Origin of the sequence: Caballeronia sp. TF1N1 (genome assembly GCF_022878925.1) — a bacterium.
GTDB lineage: Bacteria > Pseudomonadota > Gammaproteobacteria > Burkholderiales > Burkholderiaceae > Caballeronia.
The window spans coordinates 444,655-470,012 of sequence record NZ_CP084628.1 but is presented as its reverse complement, the minus strand read 5'-3'; the positions used below and the strand labels follow the sequence as shown (position 1 = coordinate 470,012).

The following is a 25,358-nucleotide window of genomic DNA, read 5'->3' as shown; positions in this document are numbered from 1 at the left end:
TCAAACAAGGAAGAAGGTATGTCACAACAGGACCCGCGCCAGGCCGCGCTCGATGCGCTGCCCACGCTCGCCGAGGCGATCGGCGAAGATGCGGCCGCACGCGAGGTGCGCCGCGAGTTGCCCTTCGAGGGCTTCGCATTGTTTCGTCAGTCGGGTCTTGGCAAGCTGCGCTTGCCGGTGGAATGGGGCGGTCTCGGCGGGTCGCTCGAAGACGTGTTTCATGTGATCGCCACGCTTGCCGCGCATGAAAGCAATGTCGCGCATGCGCTGCGTATTCACTTCGATCAGACCGAAGCGCTGTTGCTCTCGCCCCGCACGCCGTTCAACGAATTGCAGATCAGGCGCGTGGTGGATGGCGCGATCTTCGGCGGAGCTTCGACCGAAGCGGGCACGTCGCGTCCCGGCGAGATCACGACCCGTTTGCAGCGCGACGGGGAACACTTTCGCCTGAGCGGCCGCAAATATTACTCGACGGGCACGGCGTTCTCGGACTACGCGCGCCTCAACGTGCAGGACGAAAACGGCGATGCGGCCGTTGCCATCGTACCCGTGCAACGTGAGGGTTTTCGCGTGATCGACGACTGGGACGGCATGGGCCAGCGCATGACGGCAAGCGGCAGTCTTGAGTTCGACAATCTGCTCGTGCATGCCGATGAAGTCACGCCGCGCGTGCAATCGACGCTCACGGGACGTCATGGCGGCGCGTTGCGTCAGTTGCATCTCGTGACGGTGGCGGCGGGCATCGTGCGCAATATCGTCGCGGATGCAAAGCGTTATGTGCTGAAGCATGGCCGGCCGGTGATGCACAGCACCGCGCCCACCGCGCGCGAGGATGCGTTCATTCAGCAGGTGATCGGCGAACTGAGTGCGCATAGTCACAGCATCGATGCACTGGTGCGCGAAAACGCGCGCGAGCTGGAGCGTTCCGCGCAAGCCATTCGCAATGGCGTTGCGAATGCCGAGGCGCTCGTGCTCGAAGGCGCGCTTGCGACGGCGCGCACGCAGATCGTGGTCAGCAAGCTCGCGCTGTTTGCAGGCGAGCGGATGTTCGAGGCGGGCGGTGCATCGGCGACTTCCCGGGCGCATAACTTCGACCGGCACTGGCGCAATCTGCGGACCATCTTCAGCCACAATCCGCTGCTGCACAAGGCACGCGTGATCGGTGACTACGAATTGAACGGCGTGACCACCCATTTGACCGAAGGGAAGGTTTTCTAAGCTGCATTGAAGCCGTTCACCGGACGAGGCACGGCGAAGTGTCCTGCGCTCGCGTGGATTTTCAGCGCAAATCGCCTTCATCACGAGGCGATGAAGCCATCGCAAAGCTCAGGGCTTGTAGCCGTCGTTCAACGTCTGCAGGAACGCGACGATGTCGCGAATATCCGCGTCCGTCATCGCGGGCTTGTCGCCGAACTTGCGGTCGAACGGCGCGTCCTTGTCATCGATGTTCGCGTGATACCGCGGCGGCAGATCGTCGTACTTACGCACCGCGCCCTTCGCGTCTTTCGAGTAGAACTTTTGCGGCGCGGTATTGCGCTCGTTGTAGAAGGCCATCACGTCGTCGAGCGAATGATAGATGCCGTTGTGAAAGAACGCGTGGCGCGTAGCGACGTTGCGCAGCGTTGGCGTGAGGAACATGCCGCAATACTGCGTCTGGTCGCGCAGATCGTCACGGAAAGGTCCGCATACGCCCATGTCGAAGAACTTCGGATCGTGATTGGTCGCGAGCTTGTCGTTGCGCGGCACGCCAAGCGACTCGTACTGATAATCCGTGAACATGGGCGGCAGGCCATCGCCGCCAGGCTTCGACAAATGGCATCCCGCGCAATTGGCCTTGGCGGGATCGTTGAAGAGGTGCAGGCCGTGCAACTCCGCTTGCGTGAGGCGCGTCTTGCCTTCGAGCCAGTAGTCGTACTTGCTCGTATAAGGATGAAACGCCTGTTCCTCAACCTGATAACGCGCCACCGCGAACATGGCTTCCGACACGGCCAGGCCGCGCGTATCGAAGATGCGCGGGCCGAAGAGCTTTTCGAATTCGCCCTTGTAGGCCGTATGCGCGAGCTTGCCGGACACTTCGTCGAGACTCGTGTTCGCCATCTCGACCCGGTTGAGCATGGGACCGGATGCCTGTGCCTGCAAGGTATCCGCGCGGCCGTCCCAGAAGAGGCCGCCTTGTGGAACCAGCGCGGGTGCGGCGGGCGCCACGCCTGCGTTCTTCGTGGCGCGCTGCGTGCTTTTGGCCTGATCGGCGAGTTGTGCGAGATCGGGCGGGGCGTCGGCATCGCCTGCATCGGGACCAATGCTGAAGTTCGGTTGCCGATACAGATACATGAGCGAAGGCGGCGGCCGATAACCCTGCAAGCTCAAATGCGGTCCGCCTTCCTGCACGGACAGATCATTGGATGGCCCGAACGAATGGGCCGGGTCATGGCATGACGCGCACGACTGCTTGCCGGATGCGGAAAGCGTCTTGTCGAAGAAGATGTTCTTGCCGAGTTGCGCGACCGCACTCAGTTGCACGGCCGGCGGACGCTGCAAGACAACCGGCGCGGGATTCGCGCCGGTCAGGTTTTCCACGATCTCGCCGACGGCCGCAGGCACATGCGATGGATACATCGACGCAAACGCACCGAACGCGCCTGCGGCGATCACGAGGGCAGCAACGCCGCGTAACGCATGACGCCTGAGCGGCGGCTTGTGAAGGGAACGACCGAAGGGGGGTTCGACAGTAGCGGACATGTGCGGATGAGTTCGGAAAAACGCGATGTCGCCGGCGAGCGGCGACACGATACGAGTGGCGATGGCGCGCATTGAACGCGCACGCCATGCGCCACCTTCAGATTGCGGGCACCGATGCGACCGGCGAACCGAGCGACTGATCGACGAAGACCTTCGGGTTGTTGCCCTTGCCCGAGAAGTCGAACAAGCCCATGATGCTGCCGGCCGTGGCGTCGAACGAACCGCTGCCGAGACGCGTCGAACCAAGCCAGTTGTCTTCGATGAAGCGCACCACCGAAGCCTGCGAGATCGCCGTGTGATCCACGTAATTTACCTTCGCCCAAGGCGAGATCACGAGAAACGGAATGCGCGTGCCCGGACCGCAGCGGCCATTCACCGCGCCGCCGTTCACGCCGACGGGCGCCGCGCCCGAGCCGCATTTGCCCGCACCGTTCAACTGGTCGGCTTGCGGATCGAACGACGATGAAGTCGGTACCGCATAAGCGTGGTCGTACCAGCCATCCGAGTCATCCCATGCAACGATCACGGCCGTCGTGTTCCAGTCCGGCTGTTGCTGCAGGAAGTTCACGATCTTCGACGTGAACGCCTGCTCGTCGAGCGGATCGGAATAGCCCGCGTGACCGTCCTGGAACGCGGGCGCCTTGATGAAACTCACCGAAGGGTAGTTGCCGGCCTTCACCGCAGCGAAGAAGTCGTCGCTATCGTATTCGTGATTCGCGGGCTCGGCGGTCTTGCCATCCGCCTCCAGCGACGAACCGATGGCCGCCGTCGAACTCGGACGCAAATGCTGCGGATTCGCCGTCGACGCGTAGTACTGGAACCAGTTGTGATGTGCAACGTAGTCGGCCGTGGATGCATTGACCACGTTCGAGAAGGTCGCGCGCTTGCAACCGGTCGAGCCGTCGCTGTTCACGGTGGCGAGATTGAAACCGCCCATGAAGCCGCCCCACGTGATGCTCTTCGCATTGAGCAAGTCGCCGATGTTCTTCGAGGTCATCAACGCCTGATCCGTCGTGCTCGAACAGACGTCGTTGGCGGGATCGACGTCGTTGATCATCGAGAAGCCGCCTTGACCGTCGGCGACATAGTACGAGCCCGATGCCGTCGTCAGGTTGAACACAGGCTTGCTCGTCTTCACGATCTGCATGCCGTTGTTCTGGCCGGAGACGACTTCGAGCGCGCCGGGCGTGGACGGGCCGTAGGTGTCGGTGTACGCGTTGTCGCTCATCGCGAAGTTTTGCGCGTAGTTCCACAACGCGGCGACCGTGTTGCCGTCGTAATAGCCCATGACCTGGCCTGCCGTGCCGAATGCACCCGCGCCGCCGCTCGAACCCTTACCCGTGTATTTCGGGAAGAGATCGGCTGCACCGTTGTTATAGGCTTGTTGTTCCGCGGTGTAAGCGTGGTTCTGGTCGGCGGTCGCGGCTTGCGTGCGATCGAGCCGGAACGGGTTGGCGGCAGCCGCGCCGTTCAGCGTGTTGACGAAGTTCGGGTTGGCCGTGAGCAGCGTGCCAGTGAGGCCATTGACCGTCGGCGTGCCGGCGGCCGCCGTGAAGGCGGGCTCGCCCGCGGGGTTGGCGGCGTTCGGGTAGGTTGCGAAGTAGTGATCGAACGAGACGTTCTCGTTGAAGATCACGACTACGTGCTTGATGGGCGTGGCGGTGACGAGCTTGTTTTGCGCGCTCTGTTGAGCGTTGTTGTCGTGATCGCTGCCGCAGGCGTAGAGGCCGAAGGCGGCGATCGCGGCCGATGTTGCGACCATGATGGCTCGACGAAACATGAAGGAACTCCGGGGGTCGATGTGATTTTGCTTGATGAGGCGCAAAGGCTTCTCCTCGACGCGGATTACAACACTCGCGTGTTGCGCGTCGAAGTCGAAGCGCTTTCGCACCTCTTACTTCACATTGACGATTCGGCGCATTCCGGCGTGTTCCTGATCCGACTCCGTAAGGCTTATTTCGCGGCAGCCCCGATGCCGTTCAGTTCCTCGATCACTTCCGGCGACAATTCGAGGCCCGCACTTTCGATGTTCTGCCGCAAATGCGCGCGTGAGGACGTACCCGGAATGAGCAGGATGTTTTGCGAGCGTTGCAGAAGCCATGCAAGCGCTACTTGCATGGTGGTGGCGTTCACTTGTTGCGCGACGCGATTCAAGATGTCGGATTGCAAGGGCGAGAAGCCGCCGAGCGGAAAAAACGGCACATACGCTATGCCTTGCTGCGCAAGATGATCGATCATGGCGTCGTCGCCGCGATGCGCGAGGTTGTACTGGTTCTGCACGCAGACAATGGGCGTGATGCTCTGTCCTTGCGCGAGTTGCTTCGCCGTGACGTTGCTCAGGCCGATATGCCGGATGAGGCCCTTGCGCTGCAATTCCGCAAGCGTCGTAACCTGTTCCTCGATATCGCCTTCAGCGGGACCGGCTATGTCGAACATGACGCGCATGTTCACGACGTCCAGCACGTCGACGCCGAGATTGCGCAGATTGTCGTGCACGGCAGATTCGAGTTCGGCGGGAGACCGCGCGAGATTCCACGATGCGTCGTCGCCGCGTTTGGCCCCAACCTTGGTGACGATCACGAGATCGTCGCGATACGGATAGAGCGCTTCACGAATCAGTCGATTGGTCACGTGCGGGCCGTAGAAGTCGCTCGTGTCGAGATGCGTGATGCCGCTGTCGATCGCTTCACGCAGCACGGCGATGGCTTCGTCGTGGTCCTTGGGTGGCCCGAACACATGCGGCCCTGCGAGTTGCATGGCGCCGTAACCCATGCGCGTCACGGACGATTCGCCGAGTTGATAGAGGCCAGCGCGGTTTGCGTCGGTCATTGCAATGCTCCTTGCATCCGTCGATGCGAAATGGATTCTTGAAACTGCTCGTCTATAATACGAATAATCCTTCAGATTGTGCATTCGCATATGTCGAGCGACAACAAGACCGCGTTGAAGCCCCGCAAGCTGCCGCGCCAGGCGCGTTCGCAGGCCACCGTCGATGCAATCTTCGACGCCACTATTCAGGTTTTGCTGGCCGATGGTTTGCAGCGGCTCACCACCATTCGCGTGGCCGAGAGGGCCGGTGTGTCCATCGGCACCTTGTATCAATACTTTCCGCACAAGCAGGCGTTGTTGTTCGCGGTGCTGGAGCGGCATCTCGGCAGAGTAGGCGACGTGCTCCAGCAGGCGGCGGAGTCGGTGCATGGCGAGTCGCTGGCGACCATGGTGTCTACAGTCGTGGAGGCATTCGTACGAGCAAAGACCGCACGTATAGATGAAGCGCGCGCGCTGTATACGGTCGCGGCCGAACTCGATGTGCGGGAGCTTGCGCAAGGCGCGGAACGCCGAAGCCGAGCGACGCTCGTTGCCATGCTCGCGACAGCGTCGGACGCCATCTTCGACGATCTCAATACCACTGCCTTCATGCTCGCAGCGGCGATGGTTGGACCCACGCGCTTGATGGTCGAAGGCGGAGCACCGCGCGCCATGTTGCGGGCCCTGCCGCGTCAACTCGAGTCGCTATGTCTGGGCTATCTGGAGCGAGAGGCAAGGCCGCGCGCGCGGTTGAAGCGCACCGGCGCTTCGTGAGTACGGCGTGCATGGGGCGGAGTTAGCCAGCCTTCGAGTTTTGAGCTAGGCTTGATGTCTCGACTCAACTCATGGCTGCAAAATCATGTCTCGTCCCCTGCAAATCGACTTCGTTTCCGACATCGCGTGCCCGTGGTGCGCCGTTGGTCTTTCATCATTGCAACGCGCGCTGGAACGCCTAGGCGATACCGTCGATGCAACCATCACGCTGCATCCGTTCGAACTGAACCCGGACATGGGTCCGGAAGGCGAGCGTATTGTCGATTACCTGGGCAGAAAGTACGGCCGCACGCCCGAGCAAATAAAGGAAGCGCAAGCGATGATCCGCGAGCGTGGCGCGAGCGCCGGCTTTACCTTTGGTCAGCGCGATCGGGTGTACAACACATTCGATGCACATCGGTTGCTGCATTGGGCGCGTATCGAAGGCAAGCAAGTGCCGCTCAAGCTCGAACTCCTGCGTGCGTATCATTCCGATGGTAAAGACCCGAGCAATCGAGATGTATTGATCGAAGCCGCCAAGGCCGTCGGACTCGACGGCGACGCCGCGCGTGAAGTGTTGACGAGCGGTGCGTATGCGAACGAAGTCCGAGACGAGGAACGAGAGTTCCAGCAACTCGGCATCAGTTCGGTGCCCGCGATCATCTTCGATCGACAATATCTCGTGAGCGGTGGCCAGCCCGTGGAAGCGTTCGAGGAGGCCATCCGCAAGATCGTCGCCGAGGCGCAGTAAGGAAACGAAGGGCGCGCTTACTTGGCTGCGCCGACGAGCGAGAAAGCGTCCCAGGTCGGATCGATAGGCGTGTGCGGATTGTGCGTGAGCGCTTCAGCCACGAGCGGTTCGCATGCGCCGTAATCCGAACCGACACTGTCGCTATGCGCTTGTGGGAAGTTCACGCCCGTGACCTGACCGCCCCAACGATTGACGGTCGCGGTCATGCTGCACTTGCCAGCGCCACCCACCTTCAAATCCAGCACGAGCGCGTTCAAGTCGAGCGCCGCATCGGAGTTGGAAAAATTCCACTGCACTTCCATACGGTCGCTTGGGCTATTGCGATCCACGAGCTTCATGGTCTTGTCGGGAATGCCGACGGACTGCACCAGATCGAGCACATTGGAGCCGATGAGCGCGCCGTCGGTGTTGCGGGCTTCATGCGTTCGAATAGCGCTACATCCTGTCAGCAACGTGAAAAGAAAAGCGAAAGCGATCGTCAAACGTGACATGCGGGCTCCTTTCGATGAGCGTATCGATTGATTAAACGGCGCGCGTCCCTCGAATGGTGCAGGATTGCCGAACGACGCGAACCGCTCGAATACTGGTGCGACACCTCTGCTGCGGGCTGGTTCCAAACTTGCGGCATCGGTTTATGTGTTGAACACGGGTTACTCCCTTTCAACGCGCCACGGAAACATTCCAAGCCATGGGAAGGAGACTTGATGCACAACGATGAATCACGACAATCGAACATGCGGCGACGCGTGCTTGCTTCCATCGGCGCGGGTTTGCTCGGCACGATGAGTGTGGGTGCAGCGACGCAGGCGGCATTTGCTGCAGGTGCAAAAAGCGCGCCTCGTCTGGAAACCGTGGCAACTTTCGACGATGATTTTCGTCTCGTGGGAATCGGCGTATCGAAAGAGGGGCGTGTGTTCGCCACGGCGCCGGCTTCGGCGAAGCGATCGCGTTACAGCATGGTCGAAGTCGATACGAAGACCGGCGCGCTCACGCCGTTTCCCGACGAAAGCTGGAATGTTTTCAAACCGGATGAAGATGGTTCGCATCAGTGGATCTCGGTGCAGGCGCTATGGGTCGATGAACAGGACCATCTGTGGGCGCTCGACTCGTCGCTGACATCGGTCGATCAGACACGTCAGCCACCGAAGCTGATCGAGTTCGATCTGGCTACGAAGAAGATCGTGCGTCGGTTCGACTATGGCAGTGTGGTGACGCCGAAGGACTCGCTCAACGACATTCGCGTCGATCTGAAACACGGCTACGTGTATTTGAGCAATGCTGCAAATCAGGGCGGCGTGGCAGTGACGAACCTTGCAACTGGCGAGTCGCGTCTCGTGCTCGCGGGCGACAAGTCGAGCGTGTCGGACCCGCAGCAGCATCTCATGTTCCGCGATCAGATTGCGCGCAAGGGCGATGGCAGCGTCCTCGTCTTACAGACCGATGGCATTGCGCTTTCGCCCGATCGCGAATGGCTTTATTACCGGCCGCTCACGGATCACCACTATTGGCGAGTGCCGACCAAGGCGCTTATCGATACGTCGCTTTCTGCTGACGCCCTATCGAAGAAGGTGCAGTTTCTCGGCGACGGCGCGTTGACCGGCGGTCTCATCATGAGTCCAGCTGGCGTGCTATACGGTGGCGATCTGGAGAACCGGACCGTGGTGGGCTTCGATGTCGTCGAGAAGCATGGCAAGCCCGGGCTCGTGCAGAAGACGCTGGTGGGCAAGCATCCGCAGCTTTCATGGGCAGATGGCTTTGCTATTCAAAACGGCTACTTGTATATCGCGGATTCGCATTTGCATGAGTTGAACAACTTCTCCAATCCTTATCCGCGCGAAGGCAAGTTCGCGATTTTTCGCGTGCGCTTGCCGAAGCAGCCGGCGCATGGGTTGGCGGGTTGAGTTTAGCCTGACGGTTGATGCTGCGGTTTATCGACGGATTGCCCAAGCGAGTCAAGCAAGGGCCACGCGCTTGCCAGTTCGCTCCGCATTTCGTTGATTAGCCATTGCGCGACTTGCCGGGCAAGCTCCGAAGGATTCGACGAGCGATGTTCGAGCACACAGTGACAGCCCGTCGCGACATAACGACTCCGTGCTGGCACCACCTTGCCTTCGTTAAGCGGTGCCGCTATTGCCAGCAACCATCCGGGGACAATGCGACGCACAGAGTTCGAAACTGCGTGGACTGAAGGGCAGTCGGTCGGATCGGTTGATGAGGTATCGGTTTGGAGCACTTGCTTGGCTGAGTCTGTATGCACGATTCAACGTGGAAGCGCCGCCAACGCAATATCGCCCGCGTTCCCTAATTGCTCGACCTGCCAGCATTTATCCATCAACGCGCGAGTTTGCTCGGGCGAGAGAATGCCATCGGCGAGATCGGAGAACTTCTTCTCCAATTGCTGATCGGTCATCGGCACTTCGCTACTGCCGATAGCATGCTGAATATACTTGTGCAGCTTGCGGCCGTCCTTCAGCACGATCGTCATGTCGACCTGTTCCGGTTTTATCGCGGGATCGATGATCGCATTCACCTTGTCGCGCAACGCGATGGTGTTCGGGTCGCGCACCTTCGCATCGCTGAACTGCTTCTCACCGGCCGCGCCGTCGATGATCGCAATCGCTACCGCATGATAGATGCTGAACTTTCCTTCGAGCCCGATCTGCGGCGTCTTCTTCCCCGTCAACTCAATGACGAGAGGATGCACGCGAAGATCGATACGTTCTATTTGATCCGCTTGCAGCTTGTTTTCGTTGCGAAGCTGAATTGCAGCGTCTATTGCCGGATGAATGACGATGCCGCATGCAAACGGCTTGTACGTATTCAAGGTCGATTCGTAATGCGATCCCAGACCTTCGGTAATCTCGCGGTAATCCTGCTTCGTGCTAATGGTGTTCGCCCATCCGCGCTTGGCTTCGATCATGCCGTCAGAACTCGTGTAATCCCTTGCCGCCAGCAAGGCCGCGAAGATGCCGTTCGCGGCGGCACGCCCCGGATTGAAGCTCTTGTTCATCGAGCCGAATGACTCGCGCAGTCCTACCGGTTGCGACGCTGCAAGTCCCAGCGCCCATACCATTTGCTGAACGCTCAGTCCCATGAGCTTGCCGGTCGCGGCGGCCGAGCCGAATACGCCGCATGTTCCGGTGATGTGCCAGCCGACATCGTAGTGGTTGGGATACACGGCATTGCCAATGCGCAGTTCGGTTTCGACACCCAGCACGAGTGCGTTGAGGAAGTCCTTGCCCGACACCGGTTGGTATTGCGAGAACGCGAGGATCGCGGATGCCACGGGACCCGCTGGGTGAATGATCGTCTTGAGATGCGTGTCGTCGTAATCGAAGATATGACTGCTGACGCCATTGATAAACGCCGCGTTCATGATGTCGAAGCGCTCGGCGCGGCCCAGCAGATTGGCTTGTGGCGGACCCGAGAATGGCGTGAGCGCGGCGACGGCGCGACTGACGGTTTCATCGTGCGAGCCGCCCACCGCGACGCCGACCCAGTTCATGAGCGTGCGCACGCCTTCCTTGCGTGCTGGCGCGGGCAAGTCTTGATAGCTCGTCTTGCAGATGAACTCCGCAAGTATGCGTGTGACTTTCGGCGGGCGGGCGTTGGATGCGCTTGCGGGTGCAGGTGAAGAAGCCTTAGCCGCGTTAGATTGCGCGAACGCGGCCGGACTGACGGTAGCCGATGCCAAGGCACTCGCTGCGCTGGTCTTGAGAAAATTACGACGGTCGAATGCGGACATTTTCTTTGTCTCCTTGAGTACTCATGCCGTGAAAGATGGCTCGGTATCGCGGCGAGCAGGTTTCGCTCCCGAAGAGATCAGACTCACGGTCCTCCAGCGTGATAGGACCTTTCCTTGACAGCCTCGTTCAGCAACTGTTATTAATAATGGTTATCATTTATCCTGAATCGATCACGCCGCTGGCTTGCGTGACCATGGCGCTTGCAACTTCTGCTCGGCCATCTGTTTCGATGCCTTCGGCGTCGGTCACACGGCGCGTGTCCGCGACGGGACACAGCGCACTCATGAACTCAAGGATTCGCCAGCCAATGACTGGTTTGATTACCAACCGAATTGCCCGCGTGGGGCCGCTCGTATCGCGCATCGTCTGCGCGATGTTCGGCGGTTACGCGCTTGCCGCCCTGACGAGCGTCGCCGCGCTCGCGCTGCCGATGAGCAAGCCACAAGCGGTGCTCACCGGCATGCTGGCAAGTTTCGTCGTCTACGTATGCGCGGTGATCTGGGTCTTCGCGGTGCGGAGCGCAACGCGCGCATGGTTCGGATGCCTTATCGTATCGATACCGCTCCTGATCGCGGCGTGGTCGGTATGAAGGCAGACGTCAAACCGCGCGGCATCCGCCAGAGCATGTCGGACCTGCATACATGGGCCGGTCTGCTCGTCGGATGGATTCTCTATGCCATGTTTCTCACCGGCACGGTCAGTTACTTCAAGGACGAGATCTCGCAGTGGATGCGCCCGGAAGTCGCGCATCAAAAGGTCTTGCCCGACGCGGCATCCGCTGCCGAACGCGTCGCCGCGACGCTTGGCACCATCGCTGCGGGAAGCTCGCAATGGAGCTTCGACTTGCCGAACGATCGCAGCAGCGTGATGGGATCGTTCTGGCGCACGCCGGGCGCGGCGCAGGGCCGGCGCACGTTTTCGGAAGCGAGCTTCGATCCTGCAACCGGCCAGAAAGTGACTACGCGCGAGACGCTCGGCGGTGACTTCTTCTATCGCTTTCATTTCCAGTTTTACTACATGCCCGCGCTGTGGGGACGCTGGATTGCAGGCTTCTGCGCGATGTTCATGCTGGTCGCAATCGTAAGCGGCGTCATCACGCACAAAAAGATTTTCATCGACTTCTTTACGTTTCGATGGGGCAAGGGACAACGCTCATGGCTCGACGCGCACAATGCGCTGTCGGTGTTCGGCCTGCCGTTCCACTTGATGATCACCTACACCGGTCTCGTTACGTTGATGGCGATGTACATGCCGTTCGGCGCATCGGCCGCATTCAAGACGCCCGCGGAACGCCAGCAGATGACGGCGCAACTGAGCGCATTCATTCAACCGGGCAAGCCCGATGGAACGAAGGTTCCGCTCGCGCCCATCGCTCCGATGGTGCGCGAAGCCGAAGCGCGCTGGGGCCGGGAAAATGCGGGACGAGTGACGATCACGAATCCGGGCGACGGCGCGGCACGCGTGGCCGTATCGCGTGGCGATGCGGTGCGTGTATCGATGAGTCCGCAGTATCTTCTCTTCGATGGCGTGACGGGCAAACTCATCGACGTGAAGGACAGCGTGGGCGCAGCCGCCGAAACGCGCGGTGTGCTCTATGCGTTGCATCTCGGGCGCTTCAGCGGTCTGCAACTGCGCTGGCTGTATTTCATCGTCAGTCTCGCGGGCACGGCGATGGTCGGCACCGGCCTCGTCATGTGGACGGTCAAACGCCGTCAAAAGCTGCTCGATCCGACGCGGCCGTACTTCGGCTTCTGGCTCGTCGAGCGGCTGAATATCGTGAGCATTGCGGGACTTTCCATCGCCATGACCGGATATCTGTGGGCGAATCGACTATTGCCCGTGTCGATGCACGACCGCGCCGAAGCGGAGATCAACCTGTTCTTTGCCATCTGGGCGGCAACGTTGCCGTGGGTGTTCGCGCGGCCCGCGAAGCGCGCGTGGATAGAACTGCTTTGGCTTGCGGCTGCCTTGCTCGCGCTCTTGCCGGTGCTCAATGCCTTCACGACGCAAAGGCCGTTCTGGCGCAGTGTCGCGGAAGGCGATTGGGTGTTCGCCGGATTCGATCTGATGATGTGGGCGTTCGCCGCGTTGCATGCCGCATTGGCGATACGCACAGCACGTCACACGCCGCGCGTGAAGCCCGCGAGAACCGTCGACGAGCGCAAGGTGACGATGAAGGAAACCGAGGAGGAAAGCACGTGACGCAGGGAATCGCCTTGCTGGTCTGCGTCGTGTCATTCGCGTTTCTTGCGCTGGCAATGGAGCGGCATCAAGAGACCCTCTTCGGACGCGAGCTGTCACGCGGTCAGTCGCGCGCGTTTCGCACCGCCGGATGGTGCGGCCTCGTGCTCGCGCTTCGATACCTCGTCGGCGGCGAAGGCTGGGCGCTCGGACTCGTGAGCTTTAGCGGATGCACGAGTCTTGCCGCAGGCATCGTATATGGCGCGCTCATCTTGCTTGAGCGACGCGAGGTTCGTGGATGAATGAAGCATCGCCCACGCCTCGCATCGATCAAAACGCCGTGCGTAATCCGATCATCACGCTGCGACCGCCTTCAGGCGCGATGTCCCTTACGACCGAACTCGCGTAACGCACTTCCTGATTCGTCAGGTTCTGTCCGCGCACGTAAGCGAGCCAGTCCGTTGGTCCGACGCGGAACTTGTACGTGAGCGTGAGCCCGAGCGTCGTGTAGCTTCCCGTCGGCAGATCGTTCTCCGGCACGCGATGCTGCGCCCACGCGTGAACCATTTCCGCGCGCGCGCCGTAAGGACCGTAGCCGTAGTCGAGCGCGAGCGTCGTGCGCAACGGCGAGATGCGCGGCAAGGCTTCGCCAGTATCGACATTACGGGCATGCGTGTAATCGGCGACGACTTCCACATCGAGCCGATGCGCGCCTTGATCGAGCACGCGCCATTTGCCATCCAGTTCGATGCCGTAAAACTCCGCGCGCACGCCGCGATAAACCGCTTCGTCGAGCGCGTCGTCGGTGCCCGGCGCCACGGGCGTGTCGTCGTCGTTGACGAGACGGCCCGTGTTGAACTCGGTCAGATAGTTGCGAAAGCGGCTGTAGAACACGCCCGCGCTGCCTTTGTTGGGACCGCTCGCGAAGCGCAAGGACACGTCGGTGGACACGGCCTTTTCCTTCTGCGCGTCCTGATTGCCGATCAGGTACTGACCGGTGGCATCGTGCGGACCGTTGGCAAAGAGTTCGTAGTAAGTCGGCGCGCGCTCGGTGTAGGCGAGATTGCCGACCACGGACCAGATCGGATTCAGCTTGAACAACGCGCCCGCGGACACGCTTCCCGCGTTGAAATCACGCGACATCGCCGATGCGAATTTCTCGTTGCCGCCCGCCGTCGGGTCGATCTTCACATGCTCGTAGCGTGCCCCGACGCTGAGCGTGAGCGCGTCGTTGACGGCCCATTCCTCGAGTCCGAAGAGCGCGGCGCTCGTCGGCTGCGATGTCGGCACGAGCGCTTCGTCGCCGAGCGCGGAAAATGTGTTTTGACTCAACTGCACGCCGATGGCGCCATCGAACGGACCGATTTTCTTGTGACGCGCCTCGATGCGCGCCTCGTAGCCGTGGTTACGAAAGGTCGTGCCGGTTTCGCCGTCGTCGATCTCCTTGTGTTCGTAATCGGTATAGCCGAAGTTGAACTTGAGCTGGCTGAACGGTCCTTGCAGATTGCGTATCTCCGATGCCGCCGTCACGTGATCCTGATGCATGCGCAGACGCACATCGTCTTCGGCGACCGATCCGTAGTTCGCTTCGTAGCCGTTGTAGCTCACACCCGCATATCCGTCGGCCCAGGTGTAGGACGTGCCGACCGCGCCGCCGTGCCAGCGCCCGTCGCTATTCGGGATGCTGCCGTAGGGCTCTTGCGCGTCCGGTCCGTCGAGCGCGCGCTGGCGATCCGAGTGCGTAAAGCCGGGGACGCGCTCCTTGCTGGTTTCGCGGTCGAAGGCATCGACGTGAAACGCGAACTGCCCGTTGCCGCCTTCCACGAGCGCCGCGCCCGCGCGCGCATCGTTGGCGCCGCCATAGCTGGCATCGGCCTGACCGGAGACGCCTTTGATCGGCTCGCGCGGAATGCGGTTGTCGATGGTGTTCACCACGCCGCCTATCGCGTTGCCGCCGTATAGCAGCGCCGCCGGTCCGCGCACGATCTCGACGCGCTCCACTGAAAGCGGATCTTGCGGGACGGCGTGATCGTACGAGAGCGACGACGCATCGAAGGCCGCGACGCCGTTTTGCAATATGCGGATGCGGTCGCCGTCCATGCCACGGATGATCGGCCGGCCGACCATCGGACCGTAAGTCGTCGTGGAGACGCCGGGCAGACCGTTGAGCGTCTCGCCGAGCGAATCGCCGCGTCGCAGAGCGAGGGCGTCGCCGTCGAGCGCGCTGGATGGCGACATCAACTGGTTCGATCCAAGCGGATTCGCCGTGACGAATACCGGCGTGAGCGCGGTGTCCGTTACGTTGCCGGCGGCCGTCTGGCCGCGTGCCACGGCGGTGACCAGCAGCATGCCGAGTGGCAAGAGGCGCTGTCTGCGCGGCGCTGGATGAGCGAAAGGCGTGTGGTGCAAGATTCACTACTCCTGTCGAAATGATATAACGTTGCATACGATGAGCGTACGGAGGCGTAAGGAACGGCATCCACCGCAGGCGGTGAGATGATATAACGTATCTTTACAAAAACGCCAGCGTTACGTGATCGACTAAACAACGCGCGTCAGTTGCGCAAAACACCACACCTTTTTGCGATGACTTGCCCCATCGTGTCCGCTGCGATATTCGATGTGATAAAAGTCCGTGTGCTTTTTTCGATCGGCTTCACGAGAGCCATCGGCAAAGCGCGACATACAACATCGATCAAAGCATCCAGTTCACGACATCCATGAAGACGATCACATCGCGTGCCGTATCCGCCCTTGGCATCACGGCCATTGCACTCGCCTGTCACACCGCATTCGCGCAAAGTTCGGTCACGCTGTACGGCGTCGCCGACGTCGGCGTGCGCTATCTCACCAACGCCAATGCCAACAACGACGGCAAGGTGTTCATGACCAACGGCGCAATCACCAATAGCCGGATCGGCTTGAAAGGCACCGAAGATCTCGGCGGCGGTCTCAAGGCGATTTTCCGTTTGGAAAGCGGCGTCGAATTGCAGAACGGCCAGTACTCGGATAGCCAGCGCGAGTTCAATCGCGCGGCGTATGTCGGTCTGTCGAACCAGTACGGCACGCTCACGCTCGGCCGCCAGAAGACGCCGCTTTTCGACATGCTGGGCGATACCTACGACCCGCTCACGGTCGGCAACTACTTCGAGAATGCGTGGTTGCCGGTCGCGCTCGGCGCCGGTCTCTACGCGGATAACGCGGTGAAGTACAACGGCACGTTCGCGGGCCTGACGGTCGCGGCGATGTACTCGTTCGGCACCAACTACACGTCGACGGGCGCGGGCGGCTTCTCGGGCCAGGTGCCGGGTCACATGGGCGCGGGCAACATGTACGGCTTCACGGCTTCGTATGCCGTGGGGCCGCTTGCCATCGGCGGCGGCTACCAGCAGAACAGCGACAACGCAAGCAACAAGCAGAAGATCTGGAACGCCAACGCGGTCTATACCATCGGTCAGGCAAAGCTCTACGTCGGCTATTTGCATTCGACCGATGACACCGGTTTCGTCGATAGCACGCTGTCGCAGCGCGATCTCGTGTCGGGCGTGGATATCCTCAAAGGCTCGGGTCGTCGCGACGATGGGCCCTTCGCCGGCATCACCTATCAAGTGACGCCCGCGCTCTTGCTCACCGGCGCGTTTTACTACGACCACATGAAGAATGCGGCGATCGGCGGTGGAGAAGTCGGCAGCGGCAATCGCTATACGGGCGTGGCGGTCGCGGAATACGCGTTGTCCAAGCGCACCGAAGTCTACGGCACGGTGGACTTCAACAAGGTAACGGGCGCGGGCTTCGTGGAACTGCCGGGACGCTCGAATCAAACGGGCGTTTCCATCGGGCTGCGCAATATTTTCTAAGTGCTATCGATGACGGCGCGTTCGCACCGCGCCGCCAATGTCGCCTCTTGCGGGTGCGAATATTGCGATCTTTCGTGTTATTCGAAGAAGGACCGCAGTTAGCGCGCTTGCGCTGACTCCGCCTCACAGGAGACGACATGCCCGAGAATCAGTCCCCCGATGTCTGCCGCATGGGTGTCGCGTTTATCGACGCCCAGTTGCAATCGCTCTATATCCACGCGGCGCTATTGAGCGGATGGATCGAGAACGGCGGTCCTGCGCCCGATTTCAGCGGCGTGGAGCGGCTCCTGACGATGCGCCACGCGCATCCCGAAGCGCACACGCATAGTGAAGACGGCATGCCTGCCAAGCGCGCGCCGGACGATCCGCCGCCGTCGCTTCCGTCACTCGACGATCCCGCCGAACGCATGGCTTTCGCGCTTCGCGTGCCGTCGACAAACGCGATTCTCGCCGTCGCCGATTTCTTCGACGCGCATCGCCTGTCCGGTTCGCGCACGCCCGAAGTGCAGTTTCTGATGCGTATCCGCGATGCCGCCGTCAATGCCAATACCTTGCATGTGGAGACAGGCGTTTATCGTCCGCACGCGGCGTATGGCGGAATCATCATCGACGAAGCGCTCGACGGCGCACGGCTTTTCAGCGACGGAGAAAGGCCCGGCTTCATGGAATTTGGCGATACGGTGGGGTTACTGCGATATCTGCGCACGCTTCTGAAGAGCATGCAGACGGTGATCAGTTCAGGCGATGCAGGTTGAGCGCGGCAATCGGCGAGCATGAAGTCCGCTGAATGCCGCGCCCGGCATTCATGATCCTGCTTACTGCGATGCTGCGGCGGCCTTCTTTGCGTGATGCTTGTGGCTGTGCTTCTTGTAAGCAGGCCGCGGCTTGTTGTTCGGATATTGCGCTTCGGCGAACGACACGCTCGGTGCGAAGATAGCGGCGACCGCCAACAGGGCAACAGCTTTCTTGAGAGACATTTTCATCAGGAACTCGCAGAGAAGAAAGGCTTGGAAATGCGCGGCGGCGAGGCCTTCGCCGCATGCGCGGTGAGCACTGTAGAGACTGCGAAGCGGAGTGTAACTTGGGGAAAACATCAGCGCTCGTTAAAACAACAATGGCGTTGTTTTTTGCGGGACTGCCACGGAATTTGCACGCTTCCGGCGCACGTTTAGCGGTATTTCGTTAAACTCGACGAAAGCTCGCGCGCGCAGCCACCGGTGGATTGCAATCGATACCGTCAGGAAAATCCATAGACGAGCAACCGGGAAACCGGCGAACTATCCCTCCATCAGTCCTTACCTTGTTTCCCTGCACTGCGCAAACGCTCAGTCGTTTTCTTGCAGCTGGCCGCGCAACGAGCCACAGCGCTAGTCGCCCAGCAACGTCTGTACGCCCTGCGCGAATTCATCGAGTAAGACGGGCTTGCGCAATACGATGGCGTCCTCGGGCAGCGTCGCCTTGACGGCATCGATATCGTCGTAGCCAGTCATGAACATCACCGGCAGACGCGGATGCGTTTCCGCGAGAATGCGCGCGAGCAAGCCGCCGTTCAAGCCCTGCATGGCCTGATCGGTCACAACGACATCGGGCGGCGAACGATCGATCGCCTGCAGCGCCGCAATGCCGCCGCTCACCGCTTCGACATCGTAGTTCGCGTCGCGCAGCAGTTCGGATAACGCTTCGCGCACGTTGGCTTCGTCATCGACCAGAATGATGCGCACGCGCTTTCGCAGCGCGACCGGGCTCGCCGATTCGCATTCGCCGTCAGCATCGCCCGCATCCTGAACGGCCGTTCGCAGATACAGCGAGACGGTTGTGCCCGCGCCCGGTTCCGTGCCGATACGCGCGATCCCGCCCGCCTTGAGCGCCACGCCATACACCTGCGAAAGCCCGAGCCCCGTGCCCTTGCCTTCGGGCTTGGTCGAGAAGAAAGGCTCGAACGCGCGCCGGGCGACTTCGGGCGGCATGCCGGGGCCGGTATCCGACACGCGCAGCTCCACGTAATTGCCATTCGCGAGATCGGGGTCGCCCTCGGCTTCGAAAACACGTGTGGCGACTTCTATTCGCCCGCGTCCTTGCATTGCGTCCCGTGCGTTGATGACGAGATTGAGCAGCGCCGCTTCGAGTTGCGTCGCGTTGGTCAGCACACGAACGCCTTCGGAGCGAAGCTGAAACGCAAGCTGGGTTTCGGGCCCGAGCACGCGCGCCAGCAGTTCCTTCATGCCGTGCACCGAACGCGTGACGCACAGCGACTCCAGTTCGACCGATTCCTGCCGGGAAAACGTCAGCAATTGCCTGATGAGCGCCGCGCCATGCGTGACCGCCTGCAGACCGTTGGCGCTCCAACGGCGCACCTGATCCGCATCGTGCGCGCGATGCTCGACGAGTTGCAAACACGTGCTGATGGTCTGCAGGAGATTGTTGAAGTCGTGCGCAATGCCGCCCGTCAACTGCCCGACCGAACCCACGCGCTGATTCTGCTTGAACGTTTCGTGCGCGGCGTCGTCATCGGCGAGTGCGTCGGTGATCTTGCGCTGCAGTTCGCGTTTCTCCTCGCCGCGCTGAATGCCCATGCGCCGCAGCTTCAGCATGACGGCAGCCTGACGCGCGAGCGATTCGAGCGCCGTGCATTGTTCCTGACTCAAGGCACGCGGCTCGCGGTCGATCACGCAGACGGTGCCGAGCGCGTGACCGTCGTCCGTGACGATAGGCGCGCCCGCATAAAAGCGGATATGCGGCTCGCCGAGCACGAGCGGGTTGTCCCTGAAACGCGGATCGAGCGTCGCGTCCTCGATCACCAGCAGCGAGGTGGGTTCCAGAATGGCATGCGCGCAGAACGCCTGATCGCGTGGGGTCTCGCGTGCGCCGAGACCGATGCACGCCTTGAACCATTGCCGGTCGCGGTCGATCAGCGAAACGAGCGCGATAGGCGACTGGCAGATCGTCGCGGCCAGCGTGGCGATGTCGTCGAAAGCGGGTTCGGGCAACGAATCGAGTACGTCGAAGCTTCGCAGCGTATAGAGACGTTCCGCTTCGGTGGCGGGCACGGCCGCGCCACTGTGCGTTGATTTGGGCATGAGTACGAGGGCAGAACGGGTAGCGAAAGGCGCTGACCGATCATGGAACCTGATCGTGCGCAGTCGCTCAGTGTACGCTGGTTCGCCGTGCGTTATCGGACAGGCTCAAGTCCGTGCAAGCGCGCTGCGCTTCGCTGGTTTGCGCCGTTTGCGCGCACCCGGCAGGACGCCGATGCGCGGATCGCGAGCGAGTACGAGTTCCGAAAGCCGACGCGCCGTGTCTTCGAACGCCGGATCGTCCTGCGGCACGTAGAGCCACTTTCCGAGCACGGAATGTGGCTGCAAAGCCGGAATGTCTTCGATAAGCGCTGCATGATGCTCTTGCGAGGTGCATACGAGCACGCCATTCCAGGGCTTGTCGCGGTCCGCGGCCACGAGACACATCAGTCCATCGATATACGCGGCGTCGGAACCGAACATGCGCTTTTGAATGAACGTGTCATCGCTCTCGAGCGGCTCGAAAACCCATAGCAACGAATTGCGGACGGTGGAGGGCATGATGGCGGTCGCGAGCCTTGACGGTCTCCATGTTACAACTCGAAGCGGTCGCGGGTCGTCACGTAATCGCTTGCGCCGAAGCGCCCGACCGGAAAGTAATGCTGTAAGCGCACGCGCCACGTGTCGAGGTCGATGAGTTCGTCGCGTGCGTGCAGCATCAATACCTTGCCGATGAAGATGTGCCGGCTTGCGGTTTCCAGCGTTTCCCACAGCACGCATTCGAACGCGACGGGCGCCTCGGCGATGCGCGGCGGCTTCACGCGCAGGGACGGCAGCGCGGTGAAACCAACCGCGTCGAGTTCGCTGACATCGGCGGCGAAGCGTTCGCCGCAGCGATGCATCTGCTCGGCGATTGCTTCATCGGCGAGATGCACGACGAATTCCTTCTCGCGCGGGACGTTCGCGGCTGTGTCTTTCAGCGTGCCATCCGCGAGCCGGTTGATGCTGATCATCACGATGGGCGGTTCTTCGCCGAGCATGTTGAACATCGAGAAAGGCGCGGCATTCACGGTGCCATCCGCACCGAGCGTGGTCACGAGCGCAATGGGCCGTGGCACGATGAGGCTCGCCATCAGCTTGTAGCGCTGGTATTCGGTGATGGCCTCGAAGTCGATTTCCATGTCATTGCACCTTTTCAATGCCGAGCAGATGCGCAAGGCTCTTGGTGCCCGGCATCCGTGTGGTTTCTATACGCGCTTCGAGTCCCTGCAGATGCGCGCTCATATGCGCCGCCGCGCCTTTTGCGTCGCGTCGTTCGAGGCAATCGAGAATGGCGGTGTGCTCGTCGTGCTCGCATGGCGCGTTGCCCGCCGGTTCATAGACGCCAACGATAAGCGAGCAGCGCGAGACGAGTTCGTTCAGATACTGCAGCAGGATGGCATTGCCCGCGAGCGCCGCGATACGCAGATGAAACTCGCTCGCGAGGCGCGCCCATGACGGTTGATCGAAGCGGTGCATCGCTTCGTGTTCCTGGTTGAGTTGCTCGCGCAAGGCGGCAATTTCCGCGCTGCTCGCGCGCTCCGCCGCGAGTTCGACGAGCGCGCGTTCCACCGAGCGGCGCGCTTCGAACACCTCGCGCGTTTCCTCGCGCGTCGGTTGTGCGATCACCGCGCCCTTGTTGGGCCGCAACACCACGATGCCGTCGTACGCCAGCTTTTCGAGCGCGCGCCGGACCACTGCGCGGCCCACGCCGAAGAGTTCGCACAGTTCCGGCTCGGGCAGCTTGGTGCCGGGCGCGAGACGCCGGCTCAGCACACCGTCGAAGATGCTTCGATAGATGCGCATATCGGCGGCATCGGCTTTATCACGCATGCGCGGCGAGCTCATGCGGCGCGCGCGGCCGTGCTCGCCGCCTGTTCCATGTGCCGCGCGATTGCGCCGGGCGTGGTGAGCCAGATGTCGTTGCGCGCCGCCGCGATATGCGCGAGCGCGCGCCGTAAATGACGCAAGCGATACGGTTGCCCGACGATATACGGATGCAGCGCAATTCCCATGACGAGGCCCTGCGGCGTGCTCGCGCGTTGCGTCTGTTCGAGCATTTCATCGAACTGGTCGACGATCATGTCGGTGAACGCGCACATGTCGAGATGCCGCGCCATGATCATCGGCAGATCGTTCAGCTCTTGCGGATAAGGCACGGACCACAGCGCGCCGTGACGTGTTTTCATGCGCACGGGCCGGTCGTCGTGACACCAGTTGAGCGTGTAGCCGTAACCCGTTTCAGCAAGAAGGTCCGGCGTGTGATGCGTCTCCGAGATCCACGGCGATAGCCATCCTTGCGGCATCACGCCCGACTCCGCAAGGATGCGTTCGCGACAGTGCGCGAGCAGTGCGCGCTCGCCGGCTTCGTCGAGATCGCTCTGACGCTCGGCGTTCGTGTGACCGTGCGCGATGAGTTCATCGCCCCGCGCCACACATGCTTCGATCAGCTCGGGGCAATGATCGTAGAGCGACGTGTTGATGAGCGTGCCCGCGGGCATGTCGAGCGCATCGAACAATTCAATGCAACGCCACGCGCCCACGCGATTCCCGTACTCGCGCCAACTATGGTTGAGGACATCCGGTTGCGGCGATAGTGGTCCGAGCGCGGCCCCCAGTCCTTCGCCGAACGCAAAGTGTTCGAGGTTGAAGCCGAGATAAACCGCGAGACGCGCGCCGTTCGGCCAGCAATACGGCTCGCCATGATGAATCGCTTGATAGTCGAAACGGCCGTGCGATCTGAGTACATCGGGATTGAAGTCGCTCATTGTCGATGAATGCATGAACCGGTTTGGTTACGTCGTGCCCCAAGGCGGACCTGTTGCGCACCGCGAACGTACACGCCTCGCGTCGCGACGTGCCGACGATCGAGGTTTGCGATCGTGTGCAATATGCGAGCCAACGTGTCGACACGCATGCTGCGCTACGCGTTGCATGCGATGAAGCCGAACCACGACAGCAAATGGCATATGTCTTGCAATGGCTTCGCGCTGCAAGCCATTTCCCGTCAGCGCGTTCATAAGGACAAGCCTTCATGGTTCAGCCGGCATCAACCGTGGTTCACGCGACAGCCGCCGATATCGAACTCGTTCACGTGACGAAGCGCTATGCGGATTCCGTCGCCGTCGATGCGATCGACCTGCGCATTCCCGGCGGCGCGTACTGTTGCCTGCTCGGTCCTTCGGGCTGCGGCAAGACATCGACTTTGCGCATGATCGCGGGGCACGAGTGGATTTCCGAAGGCGATGTGCTGATCGGCGGGCGCAACGTCACGCGCGAACAGCCGGCCGCACGCGGCACCGCGATGGTCTTTCAAAGCTACGCGCTCTTTCCGCATCTGTCCGCGCTCGATAACGTCGCCTTCAGCCTCAAGATGCGCGGCGTCGCGAAGGAAGCACGCAGAAAGCGCGCGGGCGAACTGCTCGAACTCGTCGCCATGTCGCCCTACGCGAACCGCAAGCCCGCGCAGCTTTCCGGCGGGCAGCAGCAGCGTGTGGCACTCGCGCGCGCCTTGCTCAATGAACCACGCTGTCTTTTGCTCGACGAACCGCTCTCCGCGCTCGATCCTTTCCTGCGCGTGCAGATGCGCGCCGAACTCAAGCGCTGGCAGAAAGAACTGGGCATCACTTTCGTGCACGTCACGCACTCGCAGGAAGAAGCAATGGCGCTCGCCGATCTCGTCGTCGTGATGAGTCACGGTCATATCGAACAAAGCGGCACGCCGTTCGAAGTCTTCAACCGGCCGCGCACCGAATTCGTCGCGCGCTTTCTCGGCGGCCATAACGTGCTCGGTTCGAAGGGCGGGCTTTTCACGGTGCGTGCGGATCATCTGCGGATCGCGCCGCAGGGCACGACCCCCGGCACGAGTGCGGGCGAGGGAGGACTGAGCCGTATCGGCGGACTCGCGTGCACGGTGCGCGAGGCCGAGTATCAAGGCACGCATGTGCGCATGACGCTCGTGCCGCTCGACGGTTCCCCCGAACTCGTTTCTATCGTCAGCGATGCCGACTACGACGCCGAGCGCCTCGGCCCCGATGCGCGCGTGACCGTCTGGTGGGATCAACGCAACGCGCATCCGCTCGCGGCGTGATGCGCGCTTGAGCCAAACACATCAAAACCCGAAACGAGGAGGAAGGCTATGAGCAATGACAATGCACGTCCGCAAGCGACTCAGGAAATCAAAGAGACCAAAGAGGAACTGGAAAGCCGCGGCCGCACGCGCCGCACTTTCATCAAGGGCGCCGTGGCGGCGGCGGGCATTGCCGGGTTCCCTTACGTGCATGCACAAGAGAAGATCACCTTGCGCTATCTCGGCACGGCGGTCAACCAGAGCGCGGACATTGCGAAGAAGTTCAAGGAAGACACGGGCATCGAGATTCAATACATTCCGGTGACGACCGATGACGTCACCAAGCGCATCATCACGCAGCCCAACTCGTTCGATATCGTCGATACCGAATACTTTTCCCTCAAGAAGCTGATTCCGGCGGGCACGCTGGCCGGCATGGATGCGAAGCGCATCAAGCTCGCGGACAAGATCACGCCGGTGCTCACGAAGGGCGAAGTGAATGGCAAGAAGATTGGCGATCAGGGCACGGCCCCGAAGAAAGTGATGTTCTTGAAGGGCGCGCGCTCGACGGAGTTCTCCGCGACGCCTACCGAATGGATGACGCTCATTCCCACGACGTATAACGCGGATACGCTCGGCATTCGCCCGGACCTCATCAAGCGTCCCGTCAACACTTGGGCCGACTTGTTGAATCCGCAATTCAAGGGCAAGGCGGCGCTGCTCAACATTCCGGCTATCGGCATCATGGATGCGGCAATGGCCATCGAAGCAATGGGTCAGGTCAAGTACGGCGACAAAGGCAACATGACCAAGGCCGAGATAGATCAGACCATCAAGGTGCTGATCGAAGCGAAGCGCGCAGGTCAGTTCCGCGCCTTCTGGCGCGACTTCAACGAAAGCGTGAACCTGATGGCATCGGGCGAAGTGGTCATTCAGTCGATGTGGTCGCCCGCGGTCACGAAGGTGCGCACCATGGGTATCGCCTGCACGTTTCAGCCGCTGAAGGAAGGTTATCGCTCGTGGGCGTCGGGCTTCGGCTTTCCGCGTTCGCTGCAAGGTAAGAAACTCGATGCGGCCTATGAATTCGTCAACTGGTTCCAGGACGGCTGGGCGGGCGCCTATCTGATGCGTCAGGGCTATTACCCCGGCGTGACGGAGACGGCCAAGACGCACATGCAGGCTTACGAGTGGGACTACTGGATGGAAGGCAAGCCCGCGACACAGGACATCAAGGCACCCGATGGCCAATTGCTCGAAAAGACCGGCGCGGTGCGCGACGGCGGCTCTTATACCCAGCGCATGGGCGCCATTGCATGCTGGAACGCGGTGATGGACGAGAACATCTACATGGTGCAGAAGTGGAACGAGTTCATCGCCGCCTGATGTTCACGTGAGGTTCGC

23 protein-coding genes are annotated in these 25,358 nt (G+C 61.2%); 11 read left to right on the top strand and 12 right to left on the bottom strand.

The window, feature by feature from the left end; all coding sequences use genetic code 11:
- The first annotated feature begins 18 nt into the window (after window positions 1-18).
- A complete protein-coding gene (locus tag LDZ28_RS22900) occupies window positions 19-1,218 on the top strand; it encodes an acyl-CoA dehydrogenase family protein (RefSeq protein ID WP_244830892.1) in 1,200 nt (399 codons plus the stop codon).
- 108 nt (window positions 1,219-1,326) lie between these two features.
- Here the strand turns inward: LDZ28_RS22900 and LDZ28_RS22895 are convergent, their stop codons facing one another.
- The 3 genes from LDZ28_RS22895 to LDZ28_RS22885 all read right to left on the bottom strand — a co-directional run bounded on the left by LDZ28_RS22895 (window position 1,327) and on the right by LDZ28_RS22885 (window position 5,568).
- Window positions 1,327-2,739, bottom strand: coding sequence for a cytochrome-c peroxidase (locus tag LDZ28_RS22895; protein ID WP_370652261.1), 1,413 nt, complete (start codon window positions 2,737-2,739; stop codon window positions 1,327-1,329).
- Between the two features lie 97 nt (window positions 2,740-2,836).
- Window positions 2,837-4,519, bottom strand: a complete 1,683-nt coding sequence (locus LDZ28_RS22890) for a phospholipase C (protein ID WP_244830891.1) — start codon at window positions 4,517-4,519, stop codon at window positions 2,837-2,839.
- A gap of 173 nt (window positions 4,520-4,692) precedes the next feature.
- A complete protein-coding gene (locus tag LDZ28_RS22885) occupies window positions 4,693-5,568 on the bottom strand; it encodes an aldo/keto reductase family oxidoreductase (protein WP_244830890.1) in 876 nt (291 codons plus the stop codon).
- Between the two features lie 90 nt (window positions 5,569-5,658).
- Between LDZ28_RS22885 and LDZ28_RS22880 the strand changes: the two genes are divergently transcribed.
- Both LDZ28_RS22880 and LDZ28_RS22875 read left to right on the top strand, forming a co-directional pair.
- Window positions 5,659-6,321: a TetR/AcrR family transcriptional regulator gene (locus LDZ28_RS22880; RefSeq protein WP_244830889.1), complete on the top strand. Its 663-nt coding sequence runs from the start codon at window positions 5,659-5,661 to the stop codon at window positions 6,319-6,321.
- An 85-nt stretch (window positions 6,322-6,406) separates the two neighbouring features.
- Complete coding sequence (locus LDZ28_RS22875) at window positions 6,407-7,051, top strand: DsbA family oxidoreductase (protein WP_244830888.1); 645 nt, start codon at window positions 6,407-6,409, stop codon at window positions 7,049-7,051.
- A 17-nt stretch (window positions 7,052-7,068) separates the two neighbouring features.
- Here the strand turns inward: LDZ28_RS22875 and LDZ28_RS22870 are convergent, their stop codons facing one another.
- Window positions 7,069-7,542, bottom strand: coding sequence for a hypothetical protein (locus LDZ28_RS22870; RefSeq protein ID WP_244830887.1), 474 nt, complete (start codon window positions 7,540-7,542; stop codon window positions 7,069-7,071).
- A gap of 213 nt (window positions 7,543-7,755) precedes the next feature.
- On the opposite strand from LDZ28_RS22870, the gene LDZ28_RS22865 reads away from it, so the two are divergent.
- Window positions 7,756-8,952, top strand: a complete 1,197-nt coding sequence (locus LDZ28_RS22865) for a major royal jelly family protein (protein ID WP_244830886.1) — start codon at window positions 7,756-7,758, stop codon at window positions 8,950-8,952.
- 359 nt (window positions 8,953-9,311) lie between these two features.
- Here LDZ28_RS22865 and LDZ28_RS22860 read toward each other — a convergent pair whose 3' ends face one another.
- Entirely contained in the window at window positions 9,312-10,796 is a 1,485-nt protein-coding gene (locus LDZ28_RS22860) for an MmgE/PrpD family protein (protein ID WP_244830885.1), read from the bottom strand.
- A gap of 308 nt (window positions 10,797-11,104) precedes the next feature.
- Here LDZ28_RS22860 and LDZ28_RS22855 point away from each other — a divergent pair, with 308 nt between their 5' ends.
- Genes LDZ28_RS22855 through LDZ28_RS22845 form a run of 3 tightly spaced genes read left to right on the top strand, consistent with a single transcriptional unit; the run spans window position 11,105 to window position 13,280 of the window.
- The gene (locus LDZ28_RS22855) at window positions 11,105-11,386 is read left to right on the top strand and encodes a DUF3649 domain-containing protein (protein WP_244830884.1); all 282 of its coding nucleotides are present in this window, start codon (window positions 11,105-11,107) and stop codon (window positions 11,384-11,386) included.
- Entirely contained in the window at window positions 11,338-12,999 is a 1,662-nt protein-coding gene (locus tag LDZ28_RS22850) for a PepSY-associated TM helix domain-containing protein (RefSeq protein WP_370652254.1), read from the top strand. The genes LDZ28_RS22855 and LDZ28_RS22850 overlap by 49 nt, the downstream gene beginning before the upstream one ends.
- On the top strand, window positions 12,996-13,280 hold the full coding sequence (locus tag LDZ28_RS22845) for a DUF3325 domain-containing protein (protein ID WP_244830883.1): 285 nt from the start codon (window positions 12,996-12,998) through the stop codon (window positions 13,278-13,280). Before LDZ28_RS22850 ends, LDZ28_RS22845 begins: the two co-directional genes overlap by 4 nt.
- 28 nt (window positions 13,281-13,308) lie before the next feature.
- On the opposite strand, the gene LDZ28_RS22840 is transcribed toward LDZ28_RS22845, so the two are convergent.
- Window positions 13,309-15,327 (bottom strand): TonB-dependent receptor, encoded by a 2,019-nt coding sequence (locus tag LDZ28_RS22840; protein WP_244831009.1) that lies wholly within the window; start codon window positions 15,325-15,327, stop codon window positions 13,309-13,311.
- Between the two features lie 371 nt (window positions 15,328-15,698).
- On the opposite strand from LDZ28_RS22840, the gene LDZ28_RS22835 reads away from it, so the two are divergent.
- Together LDZ28_RS22835 and LDZ28_RS22830 are read left to right on the top strand one after the other, a co-directional pair.
- Entirely contained in the window at window positions 15,699-16,835 is a 1,137-nt protein-coding gene (locus tag LDZ28_RS22835) for a porin (protein WP_244830882.1), read from the top strand.
- Between the two features lie 137 nt (window positions 16,836-16,972).
- Entirely contained in the window at window positions 16,973-17,590 is a 618-nt protein-coding gene (locus LDZ28_RS22830) for a hypothetical protein (RefSeq protein ID WP_244830881.1), read from the top strand.
- Between the two features lie 60 nt (window positions 17,591-17,650).
- On the opposite strand, the gene LDZ28_RS22825 is transcribed toward LDZ28_RS22830, so the two are convergent.
- The 6 genes from LDZ28_RS22825 to LDZ28_RS22795 all read right to left on the bottom strand — a co-directional run bounded on the left by LDZ28_RS22825 (window position 17,651) and on the right by LDZ28_RS22795 (window position 22,671).
- Window positions 17,651-17,929 carry a hypothetical protein gene (locus tag LDZ28_RS22825; RefSeq protein WP_244830880.1) on the bottom strand — a complete coding sequence of 93 codons (279 nt, stop codon included), beginning with the start codon at window positions 17,927-17,929 and terminating at the stop codon, window positions 17,651-17,653.
- Window positions 17,930-18,202: 273 nt separating this feature from the next.
- Window positions 18,203-19,912 (bottom strand): ATP-binding protein, encoded by a 1,710-nt coding sequence (locus tag LDZ28_RS32780; protein WP_305038187.1) that lies wholly within the window; start codon window positions 19,910-19,912, stop codon window positions 18,203-18,205.
- Between the two features lie 105 nt (window positions 19,913-20,017).
- Window positions 20,018-20,410: a hypothetical protein gene (locus tag LDZ28_RS22810; RefSeq protein ID WP_244830879.1), complete on the bottom strand. Its 393-nt coding sequence runs from the start codon at window positions 20,408-20,410 to the stop codon at window positions 20,018-20,020.
- Window positions 20,411-20,442: 32 nt separating this feature from the next.
- Window positions 20,443-21,030 carry a flavin reductase family protein gene (locus LDZ28_RS22805; protein WP_244830878.1) on the bottom strand — a complete coding sequence of 196 codons (588 nt, stop codon included), beginning with the start codon at window positions 21,028-21,030 and terminating at the stop codon, window positions 20,443-20,445.
- A 1-nt stretch (window position 21,031) separates the two neighbouring features.
- Window positions 21,032-21,721, bottom strand: a complete 690-nt coding sequence (locus LDZ28_RS22800) for a GntR family transcriptional regulator (protein WP_244830877.1) — start codon at window positions 21,719-21,721, stop codon at window positions 21,032-21,034.
- An 11-nt stretch (window positions 21,722-21,732) separates the two neighbouring features.
- Complete coding sequence (locus LDZ28_RS22795) at window positions 21,733-22,671, bottom strand: polysaccharide deacetylase family protein (protein ID WP_244830876.1); 939 nt, start codon at window positions 22,669-22,671, stop codon at window positions 21,733-21,735.
- A 251-nt stretch (window positions 22,672-22,922) separates the two neighbouring features.
- On the opposite strand from LDZ28_RS22795, the gene LDZ28_RS22790 reads away from it, so the two are divergent.
- Together LDZ28_RS22790 and LDZ28_RS22785 are read left to right on the top strand one after the other, a co-directional pair.
- Window positions 22,923-23,978 (top strand): ABC transporter ATP-binding protein, encoded by a 1,056-nt coding sequence (locus tag LDZ28_RS22790; protein ID WP_244830875.1) that lies wholly within the window; start codon window positions 22,923-22,925, stop codon window positions 23,976-23,978.
- Window positions 23,979-24,026: 48 nt separating this feature from the next.
- On the top strand, window positions 24,027-25,340 hold the full coding sequence (locus LDZ28_RS22785) for a PotD/PotF family extracellular solute-binding protein (RefSeq protein ID WP_244830874.1): 1,314 nt from the start codon (window positions 24,027-24,029) through the stop codon (window positions 25,338-25,340).
- Window positions 25,341-25,358: the final 18 nt, after the last annotated feature.

Coding starts and splice junctions, on each gene's coding strand:
- LDZ28_RS22900 (WP_244830892.1), top strand. CDS start 19: ATGTCACAACAGGACCCGCGCCAGGCCGCGCTCGATGCGCTGCCCACG.
- LDZ28_RS22795 (WP_244830876.1), bottom strand. CDS start 22,671: ATGCATTCATCGACAATGAGCGACTTCAATCCCGATGTACTCAGATCG.
- LDZ28_RS22800 (WP_244830877.1), bottom strand. CDS start 21,721: ATGCGTGATAAAGCCGATGCCGCCGATATGCGCATCTATCGAAGCATC.
- LDZ28_RS22835 (WP_244830882.1), top strand. CDS start 15,699: ATGAAGACGATCACATCGCGTGCCGTATCCGCCCTTGGCATCACGGCC.
- LDZ28_RS22805 (WP_244830878.1), bottom strand. CDS start 21,030: ATGGAAATCGACTTCGAGGCCATCACCGAATACCAGCGCTACAAGCTG.
- LDZ28_RS22885 (WP_244830890.1), bottom strand. CDS start 5,568: ATGACCGACGCAAACCGCGCTGGCCTCTATCAACTCGGCGAATCGTCC.
- LDZ28_RS22880 (WP_244830889.1), top strand. CDS start 5,659: ATGTCGAGCGACAACAAGACCGCGTTGAAGCCCCGCAAGCTGCCGCGC.
- LDZ28_RS22870 (WP_244830887.1), bottom strand. CDS start 7,542: ATGTCACGTTTGACGATCGCTTTCGCTTTTCTTTTCACGTTGCTGACA.
- LDZ28_RS22825 (WP_244830880.1), bottom strand. CDS start 17,929: ATGTTTTCCCCAAGTTACACTCCGCTTCGCAGTCTCTACAGTGCTCAC.
- LDZ28_RS22865 (WP_244830886.1), top strand. CDS start 7,756: ATGCACAACGATGAATCACGACAATCGAACATGCGGCGACGCGTGCTT.
- LDZ28_RS22860 (WP_244830885.1), bottom strand. CDS start 10,796: ATGTCCGCATTCGACCGTCGTAATTTTCTCAAGACCAGCGCAGCGAGT.
- LDZ28_RS22785 (WP_244830874.1), top strand. CDS start 24,027: ATGAGCAATGACAATGCACGTCCGCAAGCGACTCAGGAAATCAAAGAG.
- LDZ28_RS22855 (WP_244830884.1), top strand. CDS start 11,105: ATGACTGGTTTGATTACCAACCGAATTGCCCGCGTGGGGCCGCTCGTA.
- LDZ28_RS32780 (WP_305038187.1), bottom strand. CDS start 19,912: ATGCCCAAATCAACGCACAGTGGCGCGGCCGTGCCCGCCACCGAAGCG.
- LDZ28_RS22875 (WP_244830888.1), top strand. CDS start 6,407: ATGTCTCGTCCCCTGCAAATCGACTTCGTTTCCGACATCGCGTGCCCG.
- LDZ28_RS22840 (WP_244831009.1), bottom strand. CDS start 15,327: ATGCTGCTGGTCACCGCCGTGGCACGCGGCCAGACGGCCGCCGGCAAC.
- LDZ28_RS22895 (WP_370652261.1), bottom strand. CDS start 2,739: ATGTCCGCTACTGTCGAACCCCCCTTCGGTCGTTCCCTTCACAAGCCG.
- LDZ28_RS22830 (WP_244830881.1), top strand. CDS start 16,973: ATGCCCGAGAATCAGTCCCCCGATGTCTGCCGCATGGGTGTCGCGTTT.
- LDZ28_RS22810 (WP_244830879.1), bottom strand. CDS start 20,410: ATGCCCTCCACCGTCCGCAATTCGTTGCTATGGGTTTTCGAGCCGCTC.
- LDZ28_RS22790 (WP_244830875.1), top strand. CDS start 22,923: ATGGTTCAGCCGGCATCAACCGTGGTTCACGCGACAGCCGCCGATATC.
- LDZ28_RS22850 (WP_370652254.1), top strand. CDS start 11,338: ATGCCTTATCGTATCGATACCGCTCCTGATCGCGGCGTGGTCGGTATG.
- LDZ28_RS22890 (WP_244830891.1), bottom strand. CDS start 4,519: ATGTTTCGTCGAGCCATCATGGTCGCAACATCGGCCGCGATCGCCGCC.